Below are 24411 nucleotides of genomic sequence, written 5' to 3'. Positions count from 1 at the left end.
GGGTCACCTCGTCTCTTCTTTGCGCTCCTTCGCCCGAAGCTGGCCGCAGGCTGCGTCAATATCACTGCCTTGTTCCCTTCGGATCGTTACATTAATGCCGCGCTTCTTCAATGTTTTTTCAAACTCAAAAATCTGATCCCGAGGTGTTCGTACATAGTTGCGTTCCGGTACATAGTTAACCGGTATTAAGTTCACATGGCATTTTATCCCTTTTATTAAAGCCGCTAATTCTTCAGCGTGCTCCACTGAATCATTTTCGCCACCGAATAGACCATATTCAAAACTTACACGGCGGCCTGTTTTTTCTGTATAGTATTTGATGGCCTCAATCAGGTCTGGAAGTTTGTAGGCCTTATTGATCGGCATCAATTTACTTCTCAATTCCGTATTCGGTGCATGAAGGGAAACAGCAAAGTTTATTTGCATGCTTTCTTCGGCAAACTTGTAGATTTTAGGAATGATTCCACTTGTGGAAACGGTAATATGACGCGCACCGATGTTCAAGCCCTTTTCATGGTTTATATTCTTCAAGAATGACATCATATTATCGTAGTTATCAAACGGTTCACCGATTCCCATGATAACGACGGAACTAACACGCTCTTCCGACTCGTCAAGTGCTTGCTGAACTTTAACGACCTGGGCAACAATTTCCCCTGATTCAAGATTCCGCTTTAAACCGCCTAGTGTCGAAGCACAGAATGTACAGCCAATTCTGCATCCTACCTGCGTTGTCACGCAAATGGAGTTTCCGTATTCATGACGCATCAGCACCGTTTCAATCGAATAGCCATCTTGGAGTTCAAATAAGAACTTCATCGTTCCGTCATTGGACGTTTGCTGAATCAAAGTCTTCAATGTTGTGAAGGTGAATTGCGACTCCAACTTATCCCGTAATGATTTCGAAAGGTTGGACATATCTTCAAAACTGGAGACACGCTTTTTATAAAGCCAGTCATAAACTTGCTCGGCCCGGAATGCCTTCTCTCCATTTTGAAGAAGCCATTCTTTAATTTGGTGAAGCTCCAATGAGTAGATCGATGGTTTTTCTGGTGTTGTGTCTTTTCTTACTCTAGATGATTTAGTGATTTCTGCCATTACAGCACCTTCTTTCTAAAACTCGCAATAAAGAATCCGTCACTGCTAAAATATTGCGGAAAAACTTGCAGCGTATGACCCTCGATGTATGGCTGAACGCTTTCAGGCATTCTTGTGGACAAGGTTGCATCGCTTTCAAAATCCGGATGGCTTTCCAAAAATGCTGCAGCGACTTTGTCATTTTCTTCTATATCCACCGTACAGGTACTATATACTAACCGTCCGCCTTGCTTAACAAGCGGGGCAGCCGACTCCAATAATTGTTGTTGTATACTTGAGAGTTTCATTATATCATCTTTTGTTTTAGTATACTTTACATCAGGCTTCCGGCGCATGACTCCCAATCCGGAACATGGTGCATCGATCAGGACCCTGTCAAACCCTTCTTTATTAAAGTGCTCTTGCACTTTTCTGCTATCAAGGGCCATTGTCTTAATATTGTTTCTGAGTTTTAGGCGTTCCGCCTGCTCTTTAATGAGCTTGACCTTATGCTCATGAAGGTCGAGCGCATATACTTGTCCTGTGGTCAAGCCTTCTGCGATATGGGTCGTTTTCCCTCCGGGTGCAGCACAGCAATCGAGTACAGCATCATTTTCATTCGCACCCAATGCATGGGCAACTAGCATTGAACTCTCGTCCTGGATCGATAGATACCCCATTTTATAGCTTTCTGAATGAGCAAGATTCCCTTTATAGCTGACGATTGCTTCGGGAACGACTTCACTCGATTCAACATCAAATCCTTCTTCCGTTAATATGCTGATCAGTTCACGGCGTGAGATCTTCTTTAAATTAACACGTCCTGTCTGTAATGGCGCAGTTAAGTTGATTTCACACATTTCCTTGGTTTTTTCATAACCAAATTGCTCTACCCAACGCTGGACCAGCCAAATAGGATGACTCACTTCTATGGAAAGCCGTTCCAGATCATCTTTAATTTCCTCTAAAGAAGGAACACCATTTCTTTGAATATTACGAAGCACACCATTGACCATCGAAGAGGTGCCCTTGTGTCCGCGCTTTTTGGAAATTTCTACAGCCTCGAAAATGATTGCATGATCAGGCACTTTATCTAAATAGACCATTTGGTAAACGGAAAGTCTAAGTAAATTGATGACCCAGCTTTGCGTTTTTTTAGGTTGTTTTATAAACGGGTTCAAAAAATAATCCAAAGTCATTTTCCGCTGGATGGTACCGTAGCTTATCTCTGTAAGCAAACCGCTGTCCACGACGGATAACTGGTGCTTTTTAATCAAGTTGTTCAATAATAGGTTACTGTAGGATTGGTTTTTCTCTACAGATTCCAAAATATCGAGAGCAATTTCACGTACTCCCTTTTTAGTTTGCTTCATTCTGTTCTCCTAACTTCATGCCGGCTTTAACGAACGATCCGGCTCCGCGTAAGTAATCTTTCGCCGGCATTTTTTTCTTTCCAGAAGGCTGCAGTTCTGTTACTAGTATGGCCGTCTCATTGCCTGTCGAAACGATGAAACCATCATTTTGTACCTCAACGACCGTGCCCGGCAAGGCCTGCTTGCCAGCTTCTAATTTCTTTACTTGCCATATTTTCATAATGGAACCGTCTAAGGTTGTATAAGCAACAGGCCAAGGATTCAGGCCGCGTACATGGTTATAGATGTCTTCCCCTGTTTTCGACCAGTCGATTTTTTCCTCCGACCGTTTGATGTTAGGCGCAAAAGATGCTTTAGCATCATCTTGCTTGATTGCCTGTAACTCTTCATTTATTAGTTTTGGAAGTGTCTCCGCAAGTAAATCCGACCCTATCTTGCTTAATTTATCATGCAGTGTACCAACATTGTCTTCTTCCTCTATAGTAACTTCAGCCTGAGTCAATATATCACCGGCATCCAATTTTTCTGCCATATACATGATGGTTATCCCTGTCTTTTCTTTCCCCTGTAAAATGGAATAATGAATTGGCGCCCCTCCACGCAGTTCAGGAAGCAGGGAGGCATGTACATTAATACATCCGTACTTAGGGGCATCCAACAATTCATTCGGAAGAATTTGTCCGAATGCCGCCGTCACCACTAAATCAGCATTCAATGCAATGATTTTTTCAAGTTCTTCTTTTTCCCGGATTTTTTCAGGCTGATAAACGGGTATCCCATGCTTTTCGGCTTCGACTTTAACTGGCGGCGGCGTTAGCACCTTTTTGCGGCCCACTGGACGATCGGGCTGGGTGACAACAGCGATCACATCATACCCTTCATCAATGATTCTTTTCAATACCGGCACCGAAAAGTCCGGTGTACCCATAAAAATTATTTTTGTCATTCTTCTCCATACCTTTCTAACTCTTCTTCCGAAATATACCGGGAAACCTTACTTGTAAATAAGACTCCATGCAGATGATCGATTTCGTGTAGAAGGGCCCTTGCAAGGAAATCCTCCGCTTCTATCTCGAAATAAGATCCTTTTCGGTCTTGTGCCCGTACTTTTACACGGTAAGGACGAACTACTTCGCCATATAAACTCGGGAAGCTCAAGCATCCTTCAACACCTGTCTGTTCTCCTTCCAATTCCAGCACTTCCGGATTAATCAGTTCGATTGCACCTGATCCTTCCTCTATTTCAACGACGGCCACTTGCTTTTTCACACCAACTTGAGGTGCTGCAAGTCCAACGCCATCCGCCTCCACCATCGTTTCATACATGTTATTTAACAGCTTTGCCAACTTTTTATCAAAACTTGTTACTTTATCACATTTTTGTTGTAAAATTTTTTCAGGAAACAAAACAATCGGTAAAATAGCCAAAATTAAAGGTACCCTCCTAGATATGAAAAACAACACTTCATTATATAAAAACGCAAGCTGTAACAGCTCGCGGTAATCATCCATCTCTTAAATAATTACATCATGATCTGTGGATTTAAATCTATTGAAATCTGCAGATGATTCTGAGCGGTTTCTTTTTGGTAATGCTCTAAAAGTGTGCGTAAATGCTGATTCAGGTCCGGCTCTCGTTTGTATTTTATCAGACATTGATAGCGATATCTATTGTTGATTCGACTAATGGGCGAAGCAACCGGACCTAGTACGACAGAATCCCGATTCAATCGCGAGCCTAAATAATTGGTGATTTTCTCAGTAACACTCACCGTCTTCATTAAATCTTCATGTGAAACGGTTATAAGGACAACATAATAATATGGAGGGTAATGACTTTGCCTCCTTAGATACATCTCCCGTTCATAAAAAGCATCATAATCCTGCAGGGCAGAAAGCTCGATGCTATAGTGCTCAGGCGTATAGGTTTGGATGACCACTTCTCCCGGAAGCTGATGCCGTCCCGCCCTTCCGCTGACCTGCGTCAGCAGCTGAAATGTCTTTTCCGAAGAACGGAAGTCAGGCAGATGCAGCATCGTATCGGCTGAAAGGACTCCAACAAGAGTGATATTAGGAAAATCAAGGCCCTTGGCTATCATTTGGGTGCCTAGCAATATATCCGCCTTTCCTTCACCAAAGGCATTCAGCAATCGCTCATGGGAGCCCTTCTTACTCGTCGTGTCAACATCCATTCGTATGACCCTTGCTTCAGGCAGGATTTTTGCAAGCTCTTCTTCAACCTTTTGAGTGCCTGTTCCAAAGAACCTTATATGTTCACTTTCACATTCAGGGCAAACGGAAGGCATTCCCTCTTCAAACCCACAATAATGGCATTTCATTATATCATTAAAGCGATGATATGTAAGTGAAATGTCACAATTAGGGCAGTTGATGACCAAACCGCAGCTTCGACACATCACAAAGGAAGAATGCCCTCTTTTATTTAGCATCAGGACAGTTTGCTCTCCCTTCTCAAGCCGGTCTTTCAGCTTGGTAAAGAGCAGCTCCGAAAACATGGAACGATTTCCCGTTCTTAGTTCTTCCCTCATATCTACAATATCCACTGCTGGCAAAGCACTTTTATTCATCCTCTGGCTAAGTGTCAATAATTTATAGACATTTTTCTTGGCTCGCGCAAAAGATTCAAGTGTAGGTGTGGCGCTGCCAAGAATAACCGGACAACCATATGATTTTGCTCTTTCAATGGCAACATCCCTAGCGTGGTACCTTGGCGTTTCTTCTTGCTTATAACTTGATTCATGCTCTTCGTCAATGATGACCAGCCCCAGGTTTTCAAAAGGAGCAAACACGGCAGAACGCGCCCCGACCACCACTTTTACTTCTTTACGGTGAATTTTCCGCCATTCATCATATTTTTCACCTACGGATAAACCGCTATGCATGACAGCTACCTGCTCCCCAAATCGTTCCTTAAACCTCTTCACCGTCTGTGGCGTCAAGGAGATTTCAGGTACAAGCATGATGGCTTCCTTCCCTTTTTCAATAACAGAGGCAATTGCCTGTAGATACACTTCCGTCTTCCCGCTGCCGGTTACACCATATAAAAGGAAGACATCATGTTCATCATGCTGTATTTTCTCTTGGATCGGCTTCAATGCAGCGGTTTGTTCAGCTGTCAGTGTAAAGGGAATGGATTTTTCGAACACACGGTTTTCATAAGGATCACGGTATATTTCTTGATCCATTTCAGCCAAGGCCCCTTTTGACACTAGGGATTTGACGGTGCCGCCTGATGTGTTCATCAATTCAAGCAATTCCTTTAACGGGATGGGTTCTTGATGTTCAATAAAGTATTGAAGGAGTTCCTGTTGTTTTTTTGCATGGCTGGATATGGTTGATGCCATTTCTTTCAGTTCCATAGGGGAAAGCAAAGATTTAATCACTCGGACCGTCTTCTTGTTAAGTCGGTTTTTCACATTATATTCGAGCTCAAGATTGCCATTTTGCATTTCCCTTTGTACCAGGGAGGCATTCTCCCCTTCAATCACATCTTTCCAGGATAGTGAATCATTTTTTCCGAAAAGGTTTTGAATGGAGGGAGGGAGCTGGTCCTTTTTATCTTCAACGACTTTAATAACTTTTTCATACTTTGCTTTCATCGCTGCCGGAAGCATGGCCTGTAGCGCTGAAATTTTAAAACACATCGCCTCCTTGGTCAACCAGTCACCGAGCTGAAGCAATTCATCATTGAGGATGGGCTCCAAATCCATTGGTTCCTTTATAAAGCGTAATTTCGCAAAGTCGCTTTTAGCTTTTAAGCCTGTGACGAACCCCTGCACCATTCTTGGACCGAATGGGACGATGACTCTCATTCCGGGTTTGATGACTTGGTTCCACTTTTCAGGGATGCGATAGTCGAATTCTCGATCCGTTTGTTTAGCAGGTACATCCACGATGACGGATGCTATATCCATAAGACATCATTCCTTTTGCTTGCGAGATACTTCTGCCAGGATGCTTTTAGCTATATCCGCTTTACTCATTTTTGGAAGTTCGGTCGCACTTCCATCTTTAGCGTAAATGGTCACGATGTTCGTATCCGTTCCAAACCCTGCCCCTGCGACGGTAACATTATTGGCAACGATCATATCTGCATTCTTTTTGACTAATTTTCCTCTTGCGTATTCCTCAACGTTGTTCGTTTCAGCCGCAAAGCCCACCAAAATCTGATGCGTTTTATTTTCACCGAGTTCCATTAGGATATCCTTTGTCCGTTCAAATTCAATCACATTTTCCCCTGGCTGCTTTTTCATCTTTCGAGTATGATAGACCTTCGGTTTATAATCCGCCACTGCAGCCGTCATGATTACGACATCACTGGTAGCGAACTGATCGAATACCGCATCATACATATCTGCTGCTGATTCCACTGGTATTACTCTGACCTTGGGAGGTGGCGTCAAGTTCACTGGACCGGTAATCAATGTCACCTCAGCGCCCATTTCAATTGCCGCTTCGGCTAGGGCATAGCCCATTTTGCCGCTGGAATGATTCGTCACAAAACGCACCGGATCAATCGCTTCACGTGTCGGTCCTGCCGTTATTAAATATTTCTTTCCTTTAAGAGGCTGTTGCTGTAATTTGCGTTCATTGAAATATCTATTAAGATGTTCTACGATTGTTTCCGGTTCCTCCAATCGCCCTTTCCCTACATATCCGCAGGCCAAATACCCTTCACCCGGTTCAATGAATTGATATCCAAACGACCGAAGTGTCTCCATATTTTTCTGAACCGCTGGATGTACGTACATGTGCACGTTCATTGCCGGCGCAACCCAAACAGGTGCTTCCGTTGCCAATAGGGTGGTCGTGATCATATCATCCGCGATTCCATTGGCTACTTTGCCAATGACATTGGCTGTAGCTGGAGCCAACAGGATGATATCAGCCCAATCAGCCAAGTCGATGTGGGCAATGACTGAAGAATCCTTCTCATCAAAAGTATCTGTGTACACATCATTTCTCGAAAGTGCTTGAAAGGTGAGCGGGGTCACGAACTTACGTGCCGATTCACTCATGATCACTTTAACATGCGCACCTTCCTGAGTTAATTTACTTGTCAGGGCAGCAGCCTTATATACAGCAATCCCGCCGGTGACACAAAGAAGTACTTTTTTATCGATAAGCATGCAAATTTCCCCTAACTATACATTCTATTCGTTCTAATTATGACGGAAAACCGAAGAAATTTCATTTGAAATGCGCAATAACCTATGGATTTCCCCAAACATTACTTTTTAAAAAAAACAAAACAAACAGGCCTGACACCTTGGCCGCAGGAAGGAAGCACTTTCCAAATGTAACGCTCCTGTTTGCTTTAGGGTGTCAGGCCCGATAGGTCAAGCTCTGTGTTCTCTTAGTTTTCCTCGTAAGAATTATCGTAAGTCAATTTACCGGAATGAATTTCTTCAAGGGCACGACCTACCGATTTATGGGAAACCGGTTTTATAAGGCAATTATCTTTAATTTGCATTTCCCTGGCGCGTTTAGCTGCCACCGATACAAGTGAGTATTTAGAATCGATTTTAAGTAATAAAGAATCAATTGATGGATATAACATGATTTATTCCGCCTCCAACATTTTTTTATATAAAACTGCAACTCTTTCCCGACGGCAATGCTCGGCAATTACAATTGCATTAATTCTAGCACATGCTGCATCCACATGATCATTTTCAACAACATAATCGTACAGATCCATAAGTTCTATTTCTTCCTTGGCCACTTTCATCCGGCCTTTTATCGCTTCCTCCGTCTCGGTTCCGCGAGTAACGATGCGGCTTTCGAGTTCAGTCAAACTCGGAGGAGCAAGGAAAATGAAAAGTCCTTCAGGGAACTTCTCCCGGACCTGTTTAGCTCCTTGAACTTCTATTTCCAGAAATACATCTTTTCCGGAATCGATTGTTTCACGGACATAATCCACGGGTGTTCCATAATAATTACCGACGAACTCAGCATATTCCAGCAATTTGCCTTCTTCGATCAGTGCTTCGAATTCCTCACGTTTTTTGAAGAAATAGTCCACTCCGTCCACTTCACCATGGCGAGGCAGCCTTGTCGTCATCGAAATTGAATATTCGAATGCCGTTCCTGGCTGAGAAAAAATCGCCTTCCTAACAGTTCCTTTACCAACACCGGATGGTCCGGACAAAACGATTAATAACCCTTTTTCTCTCATATTGTTTCAGTTACCCCTCTTCTACGCTGTCATCTCTATCTTGTAGCCGTGCAGCAACCGTTTCCGGTTGAACGGCAGATAAGATAACATGGTCGCTGTCTGTAATTATAACGGCCCTGGTTCTTCTACCATATGTAGCATCTATTAAGGATCCGCGATCTCGGGCGTCTTGGATGATCCTTTTTATCGGAGCCGATTCAGGGCTCACGATGGATACGATCCGGTTCGCGGAAACGATATTCCCAAAACCAATATTAATGAGCTTAATTGACATTTTTGTCCCCCATTCATATCTATTGTCACCTTGTTAGGTTCATCATAAACTGACTACTCGATATTTTGAACCTGTTCCTTTAATTTTTCAAGCAAACTTTTCATTTCCACCACTTCTTTTGTAATGGCCGAATCATTTGCCTTTGATCCAATCGTATTGACTTCCCTATTCATTTCCTGGACAAGGAAGTCAAGTTTCCTTCCAATTGGTTCACTATGGGTAAGGGTCTTTGAAAATTGCTGAACATGGCTATCGAGTCTGGTCAGTTCTTCATTTATATCACATTTATCAGCAAAAATGGCCGCTTCTGTCACAATACGGCTATCCTCAATCAATCCATCAGTCAACTCGGCCAGTTTGATTTCCAATCGGGCTTTATATTTTTCGACGACTGAAGGTGCATGCATTTTGACCCCTGCTACAATCTCACCAAACTTTTCAAGCTGGCGTTTCATGTCCGAGGCAAGTTCCCGACCTTCCAGATCCCGCATTTTTCTTAGATTTTCCAATGCCCCCGTGACAGCCTTCATTAACAGGGATTCCAAATCCGCAGGAACCGCAGGTACTTCTTCCGTCATGAAAATCGATTCTAGTTGGAGCATATCCTGTAATGTAATCGAACTTTCCAGATTGTATTTTCCCTTGACTTCATCCATCAATCCCACATATTGATCAGCAAGATCCCAATCGATCTTCACCTTTTTGGAAACCAGGCTCTCACCTTCCACTGTAATGAAGATTTCCACCCGTCCCCTTCTTATGTATTGATTCGCCTTCTTTTTCACCTTTTCTTCCAAAACCAAAAGCTGGCGCGGCATTCGAATCGTATATTCACAAAAACGATGGTTAACGGTCTTGATTTCAGCAAAAACCCTGACCTGTTCGTTTTCCGCTTCTTCTCTTCCATAGCCCGTCATACTGGTAACCATGGTTCCACATCCTATCAAAACATAATGTAGTAATTTGGCATTTTAACATTCATTATATATTAGCTAAAGTACGGAAACATTAGCTTACAAATAAAATACTACAAAAATAAAAAGGCAATAGAGCAAGACTCTACCACCTTAAAGATTATACCATATATCATTGTGCTTTTCTTGCTAAAAAGGTTCCAGCCAGTAAAAAAGTTGGTATGGATGCCATTCCTATTACTAATAGCCAATCCCTTCCCGAAATCGGTACCGTATGAAAGATGGTTTGTAAAGGCTGCACATACATGACGGCTACCATCAATAATAGGGAGGATAGTACCGCCCCCACAAGATAAAGGTTACCGAATGGATTTCTCGAGAAGATCGAACGTTCACTTCGGCAATCGAATACATGTATAAGCTGAGCCAAGACCAAGGTAGCGAAAGCAATCGTTTGTGCATAAGCAAGGTTATCCGGATTTGCACGATATACAACATAAAATGCGATCAATGTGGAAATCCCTATCAGAAAACCGCGTGAGATGATCTTCCAGCCAAGTCCCCTTCCGAAAACACCTTCATTGGCATTTCTTGGATTTCTTTTCATTACATCTTCTTCTGCGGCATCCAGGCCCAATGCCATCGCAGGCAATCCGTCGGTTACAAGGTTCACGAATAAGATCTGGATTGGTATCAATGGTAAAGGCAAGGCACATAGCATCGCAAAAAACATGACCAAAATCTCCCCAACATTGGAAGCAAGCAGGTAACGGATGAACTTCCTGATGTTTTCGTATATATTCCTGCCTTCTTTAATGGCTGATTTTATTGTGGCAAAATTATCGTCAACCAATATCAAGGAAGAAGCTTCTTTAGCTACATCAGTCCCCGTGATGCCCATGGATATACCAATATCCGCTGATTTTATCGCTGGGGCATCATTGACACCATCCCCTGTCATTGCAACGACATGTCCTTTATTTTGCAATGCTTTTACGATTTTCAACTTATGTTCCGGGGAAACTCGGGCAAATACCGAAACAGTTTCAACAACTTCCTCAAGTTCCCCGACTTCCATGTCCGCCAATTGCCGTCCTTCAAGTACACGGTCTTTTCCTTTTAAAATTCCAAGTTCTTTAGCAATTGCCTTTGCAGTTATTACATGGTCGCCTGTAATCATGACAGTTTTGATCCCGGCGTCCCTGCATTCCTTAACTGCCTGTTTCACCTCCGGACGCGGGGGATCGATCATGCCCTGGAGTCCCATGAAGGTCAAATTACACTCAGCTTCGGTTTCATGCAGCAATATCGTTCCTTTTGAAAGGGGTTTATAACCTACAGCAATCATTCTAAGTGCCTGCGAAGCAAGCCCATCCATGTCCTGTTGCACCCTTTCCTTACTCTCCCGATTTAATATTTCCGACCTTCCTTCCCAAAGAATCGTGTCGGACTGGGCAATCAATACGTCCGGGGCACCTTTTACGATAACGAAATGATTATCTTTCTCGTCCTTCACTATGACACTCATCATTTTGCGGCTCGAGTCAAATGGAAACTCCTTTACTATCGTAAACCTCTTAGATAAGTGTTCCCTCGTCAATCCCGCTTTCATTGCAGCGACCAACATCGCCCCTTCTGTCGGATCACCGTCTAAAATATATTGTTTACCATTCTCCTTTAACTCAGCTTTATTACAGAGCATGCCGAATGTAATCATTTGAAGCAAGGCATTATGGTTTTTCGGGGCTACTGAAACTCCCCCTAAAGAAAATTCCCCGACTGGATTGTAACCAGTACCGCCGACATCCCAAGTTTTTCCTCCACTCCAAACCTTCGTCACCGTCATTTTGTTTTGTGTCAGTGTACCTGTTTTATCTGAGCAAATCACTGTTGCACAGCCAAGCGTTTCTACGGCAGGAAGCTTACGGACAATTGCTTTTTGTTTGATCATACGCTGAACACCTAAAGACAAGGCTACGGTCACAATGGCCGGCAAGCCTTCGGGAATCGCCGCAACAGCCAAAGATACCCCGGCCAAAAACATCGTATAAAGATCATGTCCTTGAATGACACCAGTCAGGACCACGATTACCGTTAATATTAAGGCCGTGACGATCAAAATTTTGCCTAGCTGCTCCAACCTCCGTTGAAGCGGTGTTTCTTTTGTTTCTGCAGTCTGCAGGAGATCCGCAATCTTTCCCATCGCCGTATTCATTCCTGTAGCGATTACGATTCCGACTCCATTCCCTCTTGTCACCATCGTTCCCATAAACGCCATATTTTCCTGATCACCGATACCTTCAACCTCATTCATCAATGGATCAGAACATTTAACGGCCGGGAGTGACTCGCCGGTAAGTGCCGACTCTTCTATTTCAAGGCTTGAATGGTCGATGATCCGTAAATCGGCACCAATCCGGTCACCGCTCGAAAACTTCAGGATATCCCCTACAACCACTTCTCTCGATGGGACTTTCATCCACTTGCCATCTCGAAGCACGTTAACTTGCGGTGCAGCCATTTCCTTTAAGGCATCCAAGGATTTTTCTGCCTTCCGTTCTTGAAAAAAACCAAGTAATCCATTCAAAAAAACAATCGCCATGATGGCAATCGCATCGATATATTCACCCAGTATCCCTGAAACCAATGTCGCGGCAAGTAATACTATGACCATGAAATCTTTGAATTGGGCGAAAAATAAAAGAATGGCTGACTGTTTTTCTCCTTCCTTCAATTCGTTAAAACCATTCTTTCGCAGCCTGTCCTTTACTACATCATCGTCCAAACCGTGTGTAACGTTTGTTTGAAGCGCTTTCTCCATTTCTTGATTATTCATTTCCCTGAACTCCATCAAGTATCACACATCCCTTTGAATAGAATGAAATAGGCTCCTGTATACATCTCAACAGGCGCTTTTTGCTTTACTCATCCAACACCTGCCTGCTTGCCGATACATAAAACAACCTGCTCTTCTTCCATGATTATTCAGACTCGTCCAAAATAATGCTATAATTAAACAGAATTGCGGAAAGAAGAACGATCCGGATAATTTTTTGTATGAACGAACTGTAATCATGATGAATGGACCAATTTTGTATTCAATATCAGGAATTAAAAAAAGCATCCATTCACTATACCTGAACTGCAACTCCTGCTTTCACCCAGTTCGCTAAAAAATTGTAATTTAAAATGGGCAGCGATGCATTTATAACGCCCGGCAAAAATGAGTTCTTAGAAAATCTTATGTAAAGGAAGTAAAAATAGAATGTCATTTGATGGATTATTTACGAAAGCGATGACGGAAGAAATCGCTTCTTTATTAGAAGGTGGACGAATCAATAAGGTACATCAGCCTTATAAAAATGAAGTAATACTGGTTGTTCGTGCTGGAGGTAAGAACCATAAGCTCTTATTATCAGCCCATCCAAGTTATTCAAGGGTGCAAATGACCGAAGAAAGTTATGAAAATCCCAAAGAGGCACCCATGTTCTGCATGCTTCTTAGAAAGCACCTCGAAGGTTATACGATAGAAAATATTTATCAATATGAACTTGATAGGATGATCATTTTTGAGGTGAAGGGCCGTAATGAGCTTGGCGATGTGTCTCAAAAGCAGTTAATCATCGAAATCATGGGGCGACACAGCAACATTGTTTTAGTAGATAAAGAACGAAATATGATTTTGGACAGCATTAAGCATGTTTCACATGCCGTCAACAGTTATCGGGCGATATTGCCCGGCCAGGAATATAAGGCTCCACCCGCACAGGAAAAGAATGATCCCTTCAAGGCTACCGAGGACGATATCAGGAAGAATATTGACTTCAATGCAGGAAAGCTGGATCGACAGCTTGTTGCCCATTTTTCAGGAGTTTCTCCATTAGTTGCAAAGGAAGCTGTCTACCGGGCCGGACTTGCCAACAGCACGACCCTTCCAACAGCCTTTTTAAAGATTATCCAGGAAATCTCGGAACAGAAATATGCTGCCACGATCAAACAAGATGGAAATAAAGAAGTTTTTTATATGCTCCCACTAGAGCATCTGTCTGGGAATCAACGTACGTTTTCTTCATTGAGCGAGATGCTCGACCGCTATTACTTCGGAAAGGCAGAAAGAGATCGGGTTAAGCAAAAGAGCCAGGATGTAGAACGTTTCATTACTAATGAAATCGAAAAGAACTCAAAAAAAATCGGCAAGCTCGAACGTACATTGAAAGATACGGAACGCGGTGAACAGTATCAGTTGTTCGGTGAGTTGCTTACAGCTAATCTATATCAAATGAAAAAAGGCATGAAGGAAATAGAAGTCGTCAATTATTATGACGAAGAACAAAGTATGATCACCATCCCGCTTGACCCATTAAAAAATCCGTCAGATAATGCACAAAAGTACTTCTCAAGATACCAAAAGTCCAAAAATGCAGTCGGAGTCGTCCAAGATCAAATCGAAAAAACAAAATTGGAATTGGCCTACTTCGAAGCCTTGAATCAACAGCTCCAATCAGCGTCACCCAGGGATATAGAGGAGATTCGCGAAGAACTTCAGGAAGAAGGATACATTAGGCAAAAAAAGAAAAAAGGCATGAAAAAGCCTGCAAATGCAAAACCGCAGCTTGAAACATATTATGCTACGGATGGAGACCTCATTTTTGTCGGGAAGAATAATAAACAAAATGATTATTTAACGAATAAGTTTGCACGCCGTGATGAAATATGGCTTCATACCAAAGATATACCCGGCTCACACGTTGTGATTCGAAATGAATCGCCAAGTGAAAAAACGATAAAAGAGGCCGCCGTATTAGCAGCTTTCTTCAGTAAAGCAAAGCAATCGAGTTCAGTGCCCGTTGATTTCACACAGGTTCGCCATGTTAAGAAACCGAATGGTTCCAAGCCCGGATTCGTAATCTATGACCAGCAGCAGACCGTTTATATTACACCGGATCCCGATACTGTCATACGCTTAAAGGAAGCGGTAAAGGAGTAAAAAAATAGAGGGGGCCCAGTCCTGAGTGATTGGGCCCCCTCTATTTTCATGCCGAAATCCAAGCTGTATCAGCCGGATTCTCCCTCCATTTTTTTAGCTTTTCCAATTCTTCTGCCGTGATGTACCCTTTATCATTAGCGACTTTTATCAAAGTAGAGTAGTCACTCAACGAATGGTTAATAATGCCTTCAGCTTCGAATTTTTCTTTTCCCTTTTCCAATTCGTAAGTAAAGATCGAAACGACTCCTAGAACATCACATCCAGCCTCTTTCAGCGCGTTAACAGCAGTAATCACACTTCCACCGGTTGAAATCAAGTCTTCTACAACGACCACCTTTTGTCCTGGAACTGCACGGCCTTCGATCTGATTGCCCTTACCGTGCTCCTTAGCTTTGGATCGAACATAGCACATCGGTGCATTTAATTTTTCACTCACCCAAGCTGCATGCGGAATGCCGGCAGTTGCTGTGCCTGCAATCAGTTCAGCATCAGGGAAATGCTGTTCAATCAAACCTTTCAATCCTTCCGCTATTTCATTGCGAACCTCTGGGTATGAAAGGGTCAAGCGATTATCACAATAAATGGGTGATTTAATTCCAGATGCCCAAGTAAAGGGGTCATTCGGCTGTAGGTACACTGCTTTTATTTCCAATAGATGTTCAGCTATCTTATTATTTAACATGATATTCCCTCCCAAGCTGCTCTCATATCCAAATACGCCCTTAATGGATCTGCCGCCCCCGTTATGGCTCTCCCTACAACGATGGCATCCGCTCCAAAATCCCTAGCTTGTTCAGGCGTGGCAATTCTCTTTTGATCATGCGTCTGTCCACCTGCACTTCGGATCCCAGGTGTGACGGTTAAGAATTCATGACCGATGCGTTCATGTATGTTCTTTACTTCATGGGTAGAACAGACGACGCCATCCAATCCTGCCTGTCTAGTAAGTTTTGCATAATGGAGGACCGAATCTTCCAGAGACCCTGCAATGTTTTGCTCAGCATTCATTTGTTCTTGTGACGTGCTCGTCAGTTGGGTAACCCCAATGCATAATGGACGTTTTTTACCAGCGGACGTACCCTTATCCAGACCTTCCATGGCTGCTTCCATCATCTTTTGTCCACCTGCCGCATGTACATTGACCATGTCAGCGCCTAAAGCTGCCAATCCGGTCATGGCCATTTTAACGGTATTTGGAATATCATGAAGCTTCAAGTCCAAAAACACATCGTGGCCTTGCTCCTTTACGAAAGAAACGATTGATGGACCATTCTGATAAAATAATTCCATCCCCACTTTTACAGCCAATTTTTCCGAATGGAACTGTTTTAGGAATGTCTCCGTTTGAAGGAGGTCAGGGAAATCAAGAGCGATTATTAGTGACTGTTTCATTTTGCTTCCAGCTCCTTCCGGTACATTCTGAAATATGGTCAAATCCCAGCTCATCCAATAATTTCGGTAATTCTTCGATGATGGTCGGGCATACAAAAGGATCCACGAAGTTCGCGGTTCCCACTGCAACAGCACTGGCACCTGCATAGAAAAATTCAATGACGTCTTCCGCCGTAGCGATGCCGCCCATTCCGATTATTGGAATAGAAACTTGCTGGCTAACCTCATAAATCATCCGGAGCGCTACAGGTTTTATTGCAGGACCGGATAATCCACCCGTTCTGTTAGAAAGGATCGGTTTGCCTGTTTTTAAATCCAATCGCATGCCGACTAATGTATTTATCATTGTCAACCCGTCGGCCCCGCCATCTTCAACTGCTTTGGCCATATCCACAATATTACTGACATTAGGTGAAAGCTTCACATATACAGGGACAGAAGATACTTCCTTTACCGCCTTGGTTACCTCTTTGGCAACTTCCGGTACCGTACCGAAGGCTATGCCTCCTTCTTTTACATTCGGACAGGAGATATTCAATTCAAGTGCTTTCACATTCCCTGCCTTGCTTATTTCACTGGCAACTTTTACATAGTCTTCTATTTGCGAACCAGCAACATTGGCAATGATGGGAACATCATACCTACCTAGCCAGGCCAGCTCTTCACTGATGACCTTTTCCAAGCCTGGATTCTGCAGACCGATGGCGTTCAGCATTCCCGAAGAGGTTTCCGCAACACGCGGAGTCGGGTTGCCGAACCTCGGCTCAGGAGTGGTCGCTTTGATCATGATCGCCCCAAGAATATCCAAGTCGAAAAATTGACTGTATTCACGGCCGAATCCAAAGCATCCAGATGCTGGCATGACCGGGTTTTTCAAGTGTAATCCTGGTAATTCAACTGAAAGCCTGCTCATAATACCACCTCTCCTGCCCGAAATACGGGTCCATCGCTGCAAACCTTTTTATAACTGAAACCAGTTGGATCATCCCCTGTATGACACACGCAAGCAAAGCATGCACCGATGCCGCATCCCATCCTTTCCTCAAGGGACAGGAAAAGCTTTTTCTCACGATAGCCCGATTCCAAGGCTCTTAACATTGGTGTAGGCCCGCATGAAAAGATCGTTGCAAACTCTTGCTCCAGATTATCTATTACAGTCGTAACAAATCCTTTTGTCCCGTATGAACCATCCACCGTGGCAATATAGGTATCACCTAATTCACTGAATTCTTTTTCGTAAAAGATGGCTGACTTGGTCTGGAAGCCCAATACATGGATTACCGTAACACCTTTCGCAACCAACATTTGTGATAATTGATACAGGGGCGGGACACCAATCCCGCCGCCAACCAATAATGCCGTTTCACCCTGTTTAGCCTCATGAACGGGAAATCCGTTCCCAAGGGGTCCAAGGATATCGACTGCCTCCGCCTCTTTACGCTGCGATAATAGTGTCGTTCCTTTACCTTCAGCCCGGTATATCATCGTGAACTGTTTTTCACTGCTGTTGTAAGAAGAAATCGAAATCGGGCGTCTTAACAATGGCTCAGTGCCTTCTGTTGTTTTGACTTGGACAAACTGGCCTGGTTGATTCATCTCTGAAACCAATTCACCTTGCAGGGTAAGTTCAAAGATGGATGGGGCCAGTTCCTTATGATTTAACACCTTCATTCTTTCCTTCTTGATCATATATAGCTCACCTCACGACTTTTTTCCGTTTTTCCCATTGCTTCTGCCGAGAAGGTCATGGATTCTATCACTCTTAAAATGGCTTCTGCCGTATCAAGTGATGTTAGGCATGTCACTCCATTTTCAACCGATTCACGTCGGATTCTGAAACCATCCCGTGCCGGCTGCTTACCTTTTGTCAAAGTATTTATGACAAATTGCGCTTCTCCGTTCCGGATGACATCCAGCAGGTTTGTACCTTCTTCTCCAATCTTTCCGACAATCGCAGTCGGGATTCCTGATTGCTCCAATAGGGCAGCAGTTCCGCTGGTGGCTATCAGCTTGAAGCCGATATTATGGAAACGCCTTGCCAAAAGCAGCGCTTCTTGCTTATCTTTATCCGATATCGTCAATAACACCGAACCATGCCCCTTGATCTTGAAACCGGAAGCGACAAGCCCTTTATATAAAGCTTTTTCAAGGGTGCTATCTTTCCCCATTACTTCACCAGTCGATTTCATTTCAGGTCCGAGCGAGATGTCCACACCTCTTAATTTGGCAAATGAGAAGACCGGCACTTTCACATAGACCCCAGTTTGTTCTGGGACTAACCCCGATTTGTAACCTTGGCTTTCAAGTGTGTGGCCCAAGATGACCTTCGTGGCTAAGTTAGCCATCGGCACATTCGTAATTTTACTTAAGAATGGAACGGTTCGGCTGGAACGTGGATTTACTTCAATCACATACACTTCTTCATTGCTGATGACATATTGAATGTTCAAGAGACCGATTATATTCAAGCCTTTTGCCAACCGGGTCGTATAATCAATGATTACTTCTTTTTGTTTTTCCGTTAAGTTTTGTGGTGGATAGACTGCAATGGAGTCGCCTGAATGGACGCCGGCGCGCTCAATATGCTCCATGATCCCAGGGATAACTACCGTTTCGCCATCGGAAATACCATCCACTTCGATTTCCTTACCCGTTAAGTAGCGGTCTATCAGGACAGGATGATCCGGATTTATTTTCACGGCATTTTTCATGTAATGCAGCAATTCTTCTTGTTTATAGACGATTTCCATCGCTCTTCCCCCGAGGACATACGATGGTCTTACTAAAACCGGGTACCCGATATCTTCAGCGATGACGATCGCTTCATCAACCGATGTTGCAGTTTTGCCCTTTGGCTGAGGAATGCCTAAATCCTGAAGTGCTTTTTCGAATTTATTGCGATTTTCCGCCCTATCCAGGTCTTCAAGTGAAGTACCTAGGATTTTCACTCCTCTTTCAACAAGACCATCTGCAAGGTTGATTGCTGTCTGTCCGCCAAACTGGACGATGACCCCTTCCGGTTTTTCTAAATCGATGACATGCATGACATCTTCAATAGTCAATGGTTCGAAATAAAGCTTGTCGGAGATACTGAAATCCGTCGAAACTGTTTCAGGATTGTTGTTGATGATGATCGCTTCATATCCCGCTTCCTTAATGGCCCATACCGAGTGTACGGTCGCATAATCAAACTCTACTCCTTGCCCGATCCGAATTGGGCCTGACCCCAGAACAATGACACTTTTCTTGTCAGTGACGATGGATTCATTCTCATCTTCGTATGTCCCATAAAAATACGGTGTTTCCGATTCGAATTCGGCAGCACATGTATCAACCATTTTGTAAACAGGGATGATTCCTTGCTGCTTCCGGTATTCATAAACATCAATTTCGGGAACTTCCCATATTTCTGCGATCGTTTTGTCAGAAAACCCTAGTTCTTTAGCCTTTTGCAATACTTCATAATCAAAAGAATGTTCTTTAAGCTGCTTTTCAAAGTCGATTATCTTTTTTAACTTATGCAAGAAGAATAAATCGATCTGGCTCCATTCGTGGATGGTTTCGATCGTTTTTCCCCTTCTTAATGCTTCACCGATATAGAATAACCGTTCATCTCCGGCTTTTCTGATCCGTTTCTCTATCTTTCCATCCTCAAACTCGTCATTCAAATTAAGATGGAATATACCAGCTTCAAGGGAACGGACAGCTTTTAAGATTGATTCCTCGAATGTACGGCCGATTGCCATGACTTCTCCGGTCGCTTTCATTTGGGTACCGAGCCTACGGTTGGCACTTTCGAACTTATCGAAAGGCCAGCGCGGAATTTTCGTAACGACATAGTCCAGTGCCGGTTCAAAGCTGGCATAGGTTTTACCAGTGACAGGGTTCATCATTTCATCGAGCGTCAAACCAACGGCTATTTTTGCTGCTAGCTTTGCAATTGGATACCCAGTCGCTTTTGAAGCAAGTGCCGAAGAACGGCTGACCCTTGGGTTCACTTCAATGACATAATATTGATAGCTGTTTGGATCTAGCGCAAGCTGAACATTACATCCACCTTCAATTTTCAAGGCTCGGATAATCTTCAAAGACGTATTACGAAGCATTTGATACTCTCTGTCACTTAATGTTTGGCTTGGTGCCGCAACTATTGAATCGCCTGTATGGACACCGACAGGATCGAAGTTTTCCATATTACATACGACTATTGCATTATCGTTGGAATCACGCATCACTTCATATTCCACTTCTTTGAAACCGGCAATGCTCTTCTCAAGCAGACATTGGTGAACCGGGCTGCTTTTCAGGCCACCCTCAACGATTTCGATAAGCTGCTCTTCGTTATCACAAATCCCGCCGCCTGTTCCGCCAAGCGTGAAGGCTGGACGAACAATGACCGGATAGCCGACTCGTTCAACGAATGTATAAGCTTCTTGCAGGTTATGAATAATGTCGCTGTCAGGTACTGGCTCCCCAAGATCGTTCATTAGCGTACGGAAAAGGTCACGGTCTTCCGCCTGTTGGATAGCCGAAAGTTTGGTCCCTAGGATCTGGACATTGCATTCTTCAAGGATTCCTGATTCGGCAAGCTCAACGGCCATGTTCAAGCCAGTCTGTCCGCCCAAGGTAGGTAACAGTGCATCCGGGCGCTCTTTACGAATGATTTTGCTGACAAATTCCAATGTGATCGGTTCGATATAAACCGCGTCAGCCATTTCAGTGTCTGTCATGATTGTCGCAGGGTTAGAGTTAATCAGGATCACTCGATAGCCTTCTTCTTTTAAGGCTATACACGCTTGGGTACCTGCATAATCGAACTCGGCGGCCTGTCCGATAACGATCGGACCGGACCCAATTACTAGGATGCTTTTTATATCAGTGCGTTTTGGCATGTTTTTTCCCCCTTGTTGGTTGCAGCTTCAATCATTTGTAAGAATTCATTGAATAAGTAGTTGGCATCTTCAGGACCTGGTGATGCTTCCGGGTGATATTGTACGGTGAAAGCCGGGTACTTTTTATGGCGCAGACCTTCAATCGTATCGTCATTCAAAGCTGTATGTGTCACAATAAGATCTGTACTTTCAATGGAAAGCTCTTCAACTGTATATCCATGATTTTGAGATGTGATGGATACCTTTCCGGTACGAAGGTCCCTAACCGGATGATTCGAACCTCGATGGCCGAATTTTAATTTTGCCGTATCCGCCCCATTTGCAAGTGCGAATAATTGATGTCCTAAACAGATTCCGAATAACGGTACTTGCGTTTGGATTGTACGGATCATTTCAAGCGTCTCATGAACACTTTTCGGATCTCCAGGACCGTTTGAAAGCATCACGCCATCCGGATGATATTGCATCACTTCTTCGGCCGTGACGTTATAAGGCACAACCACGACATCACAACCCCGCTTCGTCAACTCACGTAAAATTCCATGCTTCATGCCGTAGTCTACAAGAACGACCCGCGGGCCTCTGCCCGGGCTGGAATAAGGTGATTTTGTTGAAACCTGTTTTACCTGATTAGAAGGAATCACCGTTGCTCTCAATTGGGAAACCACTTCATTTGCATCTTTATTGATATTGCAAAGCGCCCCTTTAAGTGCACCTGATTTCCTGATGATTCTTGTCAGCTTTCTCGTGTCGATTCCGCTTATTCCAGGTATGTTCTTCATTTTCAGATATTCATCTAGTGATAATTGGTTTCGCCAGTTGGAAGGAAGTTCTGCTGTTTCCTTAACGACGAATCCTGCTATGGCTGGATTGATGGATTCAAAGTCATCGCGGTTTATCCCGTAGTTCCCGATTAATGGATACGTAAGTGTAACGATTTGACCGCAATACGATGGGTCGGATAGAATCTCCTGGTACCCCGTCATTCCTGTGTTAAAAACGACTTCACCGATTTTTTCGACGTCCCCGCCGAATGCTTCCCCAAGGAATACTGTCCCGTCTTCTAAAATTAGCTGTCTTTTCATCCTTGAACACGTCCTTTTTCCCAAGCTATTTTTCCTTCTGCAATCGTCATGACTGGCCAGCCATAACATTTCTTTTCATTAAAAGGTGTATTTTTCCCTTTTGAAGCAAACTCTTCAGCATTGATTTCTTTTTCCGTTTCCAAATCGATGAGTACGATATCCGCAGTAGCACCTTCTTTTAGTTCTCCATAAGGAAGGGAGAAGCTTTCGGATGGTTTGATTGTCATGAAATCGATCAATTGCTTTAATGTCATGACGCCTTTTTTAACCAATTCGGTGTAAAGCAGCGGGAAGGCCGTTTCCAATCCTACTATTCCGAAAGGAGCCAGCTGCATTCCCTGCGCCTTTTCCTCTGCCGCATGCGGGGCATGGTCTGTTGCTATAAAATCGATGGTTCCGTCAAGCAATCCTTCTATCAACGCATCCCGATCTTCACGGCCCCTTAATGGCGGGTTCATTTTATAATTCGTATCAAGTCCCGGTATATCATCTTCACACAATAATAAGTGATGCGGTGTAACTTCGGCGGTGACGCGGATACCGGCGCGTTTGGCATCCCTTACCGTCCTTACCGATTCCTTCGTGGAAATATGGCAAACGTGATAATGGCAGTCCGCCGCTTCGGCAAGGAGGATATCCCGGGCGATATGTACAGCTTCACATACCGACGGAATCCCATTGATTCCCTGTTCTTTTGAGAATCTTCCTTCATGGACGGAGCCTTTATTGATTAAGCTATTGTCTTCACAATGAGCAACAATGGCCATATCTTGAGCTGCTGCCCGTTTCATCGCTTCCAGCATCATACCGGCTTCTTGAATTCCTACGCCATCGTCCGTAAAGGCGAAAGCACCCGTTTGTTTTAGTGAAGCAAAGTCGGTCAGCTCCTTGCCAGCTTCCCTAATCGTGATGGATGCATATGGGAGTACCCTGACATGAGCCGTTTCTTCAATTTTCCTGTTAAGCGCTTCTAGGTTCTCCACTGTATCAGGAACTGGCCTTGTATTAGGCATCGCCGCTACCGTAGTGAAACCGCCTCTTGCCGCTGCAAGCGTCCCGCTTGCGATTGTTTCCTTATGTTCACCGCCCGGTTCACGTAAATGGACATGCAGGTCAACAAGCCCAGGTGTAATCAGTAACCCTCCAGCGTCAACTACGTTACAATTTTCCGTCGCCAAGTTCTCGCCGATCTTTGTGATGACCTTGCCTTCTATCTCAATGTCCGCTTTTTTGAATGAGTTTTGATTATCTAGCAATACTCCATTTTTGATTACTGTTTTCATGGATGTTTCCCCCTTCGGTTTGTTCGAGCACATTTTTTAATACGGCCATTCTAATGAATACGCCATTTTCCATTTGTTTGAAAATTCTCGAGCGGCTGCATTCGACTAAATCACTGTCTATTTCAACACCGCGGTTTATTGGTGCAGGATGCATGATGATCGCATCCGGTTTCATATTTTCCTCACGTTGTTTGGTCAGGCCGAATTTTTCCAGATAATCTCCATTTACCTGATCGTATTTATCAATATGCCTTTCATGCTGTATTCTGAGCAGCATGACCACATCCGATGTAGCTACTGCATGATCGATGTCTTCATACCTTCCTAAACTGTTTGTTCTGTCAAACCATTCAGGCGGACCCGAAAATACGACATTCGCTCCTAAACGAGTCAGTGCTTCTGCATTCGATTTCGCAACCCGACTATGCCTTACATCACCGATTATCGCAATCTTCAGACCTTTGAAACTCTTAAACTCATGTTTAATCGTCAATAAGTCCAGTAATGATTGGGTTGGGTGATTTCCGCAGCCATCCCCTGCATTGATTATTGGAATCCCGATCTTCTCATTCAATTCGTCAAAATAATTATCCTGTTCATGACGGATGATCAAGGCATTTACACCTATCGCTTCTAACGTTTTAACTGTGTCATATAAGGTTTCGCCTTTTAACACGGATGATGTACCCGCATCAAAAGGAATGACCTCAAGTCCCAATTTTCTTTCAGCCATTTCAAAGCTTGATTTTGTACGTGTACTTGGTTCAAAGAAGAGATTGGCAACTGTGGTCAGCTGCTTTGGAATCCAGCTGGTTCCGTTGGCAAAACACTCTGCCTCATGTAAAATCCTTTCAATTTCACTTATTGTCAATTCATTCATGGTCAATAATTTTTTCATCGATCCTGCTCCTCTCACATTTGTGATGCGGGGCATA

At 43.6% G+C, this 24411-nt stretch carries 20 protein-coding genes; 1 reads left to right on the top strand and 19 read right to left on the bottom strand.

The features are described from left to right. Window positions 1–3 precede the first annotated feature (3 nt). From rlmN to J7I96_RS09065, 11 genes are all read right to left on the bottom strand, one after another. Complete coding sequence (rlmN, locus tag J7I96_RS09115) at window positions 4–1098, bottom strand: dual-specificity RNA methyltransferase RlmN (protein ID WP_034313788.1); 1095 nt, start codon at window positions 1096–1098, stop codon at window positions 4–6. Further along, a complete protein-coding gene (rsmB, locus tag J7I96_RS09110; RefSeq protein ID WP_214768576.1) occupies window positions 1098–2450 on the bottom strand; it encodes a 16S rRNA (cytosine(967)-C(5))-methyltransferase RsmB in 1353 nt (450 codons plus the stop codon). Before rsmB ends, rlmN begins: the two co-directional genes overlap by 1 nt. Further along, window positions 2437–3396: a methionyl-tRNA formyltransferase gene (gene fmt / locus J7I96_RS09105; protein ID WP_214768578.1), complete on the bottom strand. Its 960-nt coding sequence runs from the start codon at window positions 3394–3396 to the stop codon at window positions 2437–2439. The genes rsmB and fmt overlap by 14 nt, the downstream gene beginning before the upstream one ends. Further along, complete coding sequence (gene def / locus J7I96_RS09100) at window positions 3393–3878, bottom strand: peptide deformylase (protein ID WP_214768580.1); 486 nt, start codon at window positions 3876–3878, stop codon at window positions 3393–3395. The genes fmt and def overlap by 4 nt, the downstream gene beginning before the upstream one ends. 95 nt (window positions 3879–3973) lie before the next feature. After that, window positions 3974–6385, bottom strand: coding sequence for a primosomal protein N' (gene priA / locus J7I96_RS09095; RefSeq protein WP_214922930.1), 2412 nt, complete (start codon window positions 6383–6385; stop codon window positions 3974–3976). Window positions 6386–6391: 6 nt separating this feature from the next. Continuing rightward, on the bottom strand, window positions 6392–7600 hold the full coding sequence (gene coaBC, locus J7I96_RS09090; protein WP_214768584.1) for a bifunctional phosphopantothenoylcysteine decarboxylase/phosphopantothenate--cysteine ligase CoaBC: 1209 nt from the start codon (window positions 7598–7600) through the stop codon (window positions 6392–6394). A 227-nt stretch (window positions 7601–7827) separates the two neighbouring features. Beyond that, a complete protein-coding gene (gene rpoZ, locus J7I96_RS09085) occupies window positions 7828–8031 on the bottom strand; it encodes a DNA-directed RNA polymerase subunit omega (RefSeq protein ID WP_034313807.1) in 204 nt (67 codons plus the stop codon). A gap of 3 nt (window positions 8032–8034) precedes the next feature. After that, window positions 8035–8649 (bottom strand): guanylate kinase, encoded by a 615-nt coding sequence (gene gmk, locus J7I96_RS09080; protein ID WP_034313809.1) that lies wholly within the window; start codon window positions 8647–8649, stop codon window positions 8035–8037. Window positions 8650–8659: 10 nt separating this feature from the next. After that, on the bottom strand, window positions 8660–8923 hold the full coding sequence (gene remA / locus J7I96_RS09075; RefSeq protein ID WP_034313813.1) for an extracellular matrix/biofilm regulator RemA: 264 nt from the start codon (window positions 8921–8923) through the stop codon (window positions 8660–8662). Window positions 8924–8976: 53 nt separating this feature from the next. Further along, entirely contained in the window at window positions 8977–9852 is an 876-nt protein-coding gene (locus tag J7I96_RS09070) for a YicC/YloC family endoribonuclease (protein ID WP_214768586.1), read from the bottom strand. 157 nt (window positions 9853–10009) lie between these two features. Beyond that, on the bottom strand, window positions 10010–12688 hold the full coding sequence (locus J7I96_RS09065; RefSeq protein ID WP_214770062.1) for a calcium-translocating P-type ATPase, SERCA-type: 2679 nt from the start codon (window positions 12686–12688) through the stop codon (window positions 10010–10012). A gap of 414 nt (window positions 12689–13102) precedes the next feature. Between J7I96_RS09065 and J7I96_RS09060 the strand changes: the two genes are divergently transcribed. Next, window positions 13103–14824 (top strand): Rqc2 family fibronectin-binding protein, encoded by a 1722-nt coding sequence (locus J7I96_RS09060; RefSeq protein WP_214768587.1) that lies wholly within the window; start codon window positions 13103–13105, stop codon window positions 14822–14824. A 46-nt stretch (window positions 14825–14870) separates the two neighbouring features. Here the strand turns inward: J7I96_RS09060 and pyrE are convergent, their stop codons facing one another. Genes pyrE through J7I96_RS09020 form a run of 8 tightly spaced genes read right to left on the bottom strand, consistent with a single transcriptional unit; the run spans window position 14871 to window position 24374 of the window. Beyond that, entirely contained in the window at window positions 14871–15506 is a 636-nt protein-coding gene (gene pyrE, locus J7I96_RS09055) for an orotate phosphoribosyltransferase (protein WP_054396935.1), read from the bottom strand. After that, a complete protein-coding gene (gene pyrF, locus J7I96_RS09050; RefSeq protein ID WP_214768589.1) occupies window positions 15500–16216 on the bottom strand; it encodes an orotidine-5'-phosphate decarboxylase in 717 nt (238 codons plus the stop codon). The genes pyrE and pyrF overlap by 7 nt, the downstream gene beginning before the upstream one ends. After that, entirely contained in the window at window positions 16188–17129 is a 942-nt protein-coding gene (locus tag J7I96_RS09045) for a dihydroorotate dehydrogenase (RefSeq protein WP_053534351.1), read from the bottom strand. Before J7I96_RS09045 ends, pyrF begins: the two co-directional genes overlap by 29 nt. Continuing rightward, the gene (locus J7I96_RS09040) at window positions 17126–17905 is read right to left on the bottom strand and encodes a dihydroorotate dehydrogenase electron transfer subunit (RefSeq protein WP_054396938.1); all 780 of its coding nucleotides are present in this window, start codon (window positions 17903–17905) and stop codon (window positions 17126–17128) included. The genes J7I96_RS09045 and J7I96_RS09040 overlap by 4 nt, the downstream gene beginning before the upstream one ends. Continuing rightward, on the bottom strand, window positions 17902–21108 hold the full coding sequence (gene carB / locus J7I96_RS09035; protein ID WP_214768602.1) for a carbamoyl-phosphate synthase large subunit: 3207 nt from the start codon (window positions 21106–21108) through the stop codon (window positions 17902–17904). The genes J7I96_RS09040 and carB overlap by 4 nt, the downstream gene beginning before the upstream one ends. Then, on the bottom strand, window positions 21087–22193 hold the full coding sequence (locus tag J7I96_RS09030) for a carbamoyl phosphate synthase small subunit (RefSeq protein WP_214768605.1): 1107 nt from the start codon (window positions 22191–22193) through the stop codon (window positions 21087–21089). The genes carB and J7I96_RS09030 overlap by 22 nt, the downstream gene beginning before the upstream one ends. Beyond that, window positions 22190–23476, bottom strand: coding sequence for a dihydroorotase (locus J7I96_RS09025; protein WP_214768606.1), 1287 nt, complete (start codon window positions 23474–23476; stop codon window positions 22190–22192). The genes J7I96_RS09030 and J7I96_RS09025 overlap by 4 nt, the downstream gene beginning before the upstream one ends. Then, window positions 23439–24374: an aspartate carbamoyltransferase catalytic subunit gene (locus tag J7I96_RS09020; RefSeq protein ID WP_214768608.1), complete on the bottom strand. Its 936-nt coding sequence runs from the start codon at window positions 24372–24374 to the stop codon at window positions 23439–23441. Before J7I96_RS09020 ends, J7I96_RS09025 begins: the two co-directional genes overlap by 38 nt. Between the last annotated feature and the right edge of the window lie 37 nt (window positions 24375–24411).

The organism is Bacillus sp. ISL-78 (assembly GCF_018613455.1).
Lineage (GTDB): Bacteria > Bacillota > Bacilli > Bacillales > DSM-1321 > Peribacillus > Peribacillus frigoritolerans.
Note: the sequence above shows the minus strand (reverse complement) of the source record. Positions and strands in the feature narration are given on the sequence as shown.

Coding starts and splice junctions, on each gene's coding strand:
- coaBC (WP_214768584.1), bottom strand. CDS start 7,600: ATGCTTATCGATAAAAAAGTACTTCTTTGTGTCACCGGCGGGATTGCT.
- J7I96_RS09020 (WP_214768608.1), bottom strand. CDS start 24,374: ATGAAAAAATTATTGACCATGAATGAATTGACAATAAGTGAAATTGAA.
- J7I96_RS09070 (WP_214768586.1), bottom strand. CDS start 9,852: ATGGTTACCAGTATGACGGGCTATGGAAGAGAAGAAGCGGAAAACGAA.
- remA (WP_034313813.1), bottom strand. CDS start 8,923: ATGTCAATTAAGCTCATTAATATTGGTTTTGGGAATATCGTTTCCGCG.
- J7I96_RS09025 (WP_214768606.1), bottom strand. CDS start 23,476: ATGAAAACAGTAATCAAAAATGGAGTATTGCTAGATAATCAAAACTCA.
- gmk (WP_034313809.1), bottom strand. CDS start 8,649: ATGAGAGAAAAAGGGTTATTAATCGTTTTGTCCGGACCATCCGGTGTT.
- J7I96_RS09030 (WP_214768605.1), bottom strand. CDS start 22,193: ATGAAAAGACAGCTAATTTTAGAAGACGGGACAGTATTCCTTGGGGAA.
- pyrF (WP_214768589.1), bottom strand. CDS start 16,216: ATGAAACAGTCACTAATAATCGCTCTTGATTTCCCTGACCTCCTTCAA.
- pyrE (WP_054396935.1), bottom strand. CDS start 15,506: ATGTTAAATAATAAGATAGCTGAACATCTATTGGAAATAAAAGCAGTG.
- J7I96_RS09060 (WP_214768587.1), top strand. CDS start 13,103: ATGTCATTTGATGGATTATTTACGAAAGCGATGACGGAAGAAATCGCT.
- carB (WP_214768602.1), bottom strand. CDS start 21,108: ATGCCAAAACGCACTGATATAAAAAGCATCCTAGTAATTGGGTCCGGT.
- fmt (WP_214768578.1), bottom strand. CDS start 3,396: ATGACAAAAATAATTTTTATGGGTACACCGGACTTTTCGGTGCCGGTA.
- rsmB (WP_214768576.1), bottom strand. CDS start 2,450: ATGAAGCAAACTAAAAAGGGAGTACGTGAAATTGCTCTCGATATTTTG.
- J7I96_RS09045 (WP_053534351.1), bottom strand. CDS start 17,129: ATGAGCAGGCTTTCAGTTGAATTACCAGGATTACACTTGAAAAACCCG.
- J7I96_RS09040 (WP_054396938.1), bottom strand. CDS start 17,905: ATGATCAAGAAGGAAAGAATGAAGGTGTTAAATCATAAGGAACTGGCC.
- rlmN (WP_034313788.1), bottom strand. CDS start 1,098: ATGGCAGAAATCACTAAATCATCTAGAGTAAGAAAAGACACAACACCA.
- J7I96_RS09065 (WP_214770062.1), bottom strand. CDS start 12,688: ATGGAGTTCAGGGAAATGAATAATCAAGAAATGGAGAAAGCGCTTCAA.
- rpoZ (WP_034313807.1), bottom strand. CDS start 8,031: ATGTTATATCCATCAATTGATTCTTTATTACTTAAAATCGATTCTAAA.
- priA (WP_214922930.1), bottom strand. CDS start 6,385: ATGGATATAGCATCCGTCATCGTGGATGTACCTGCTAAACAAACGGAT.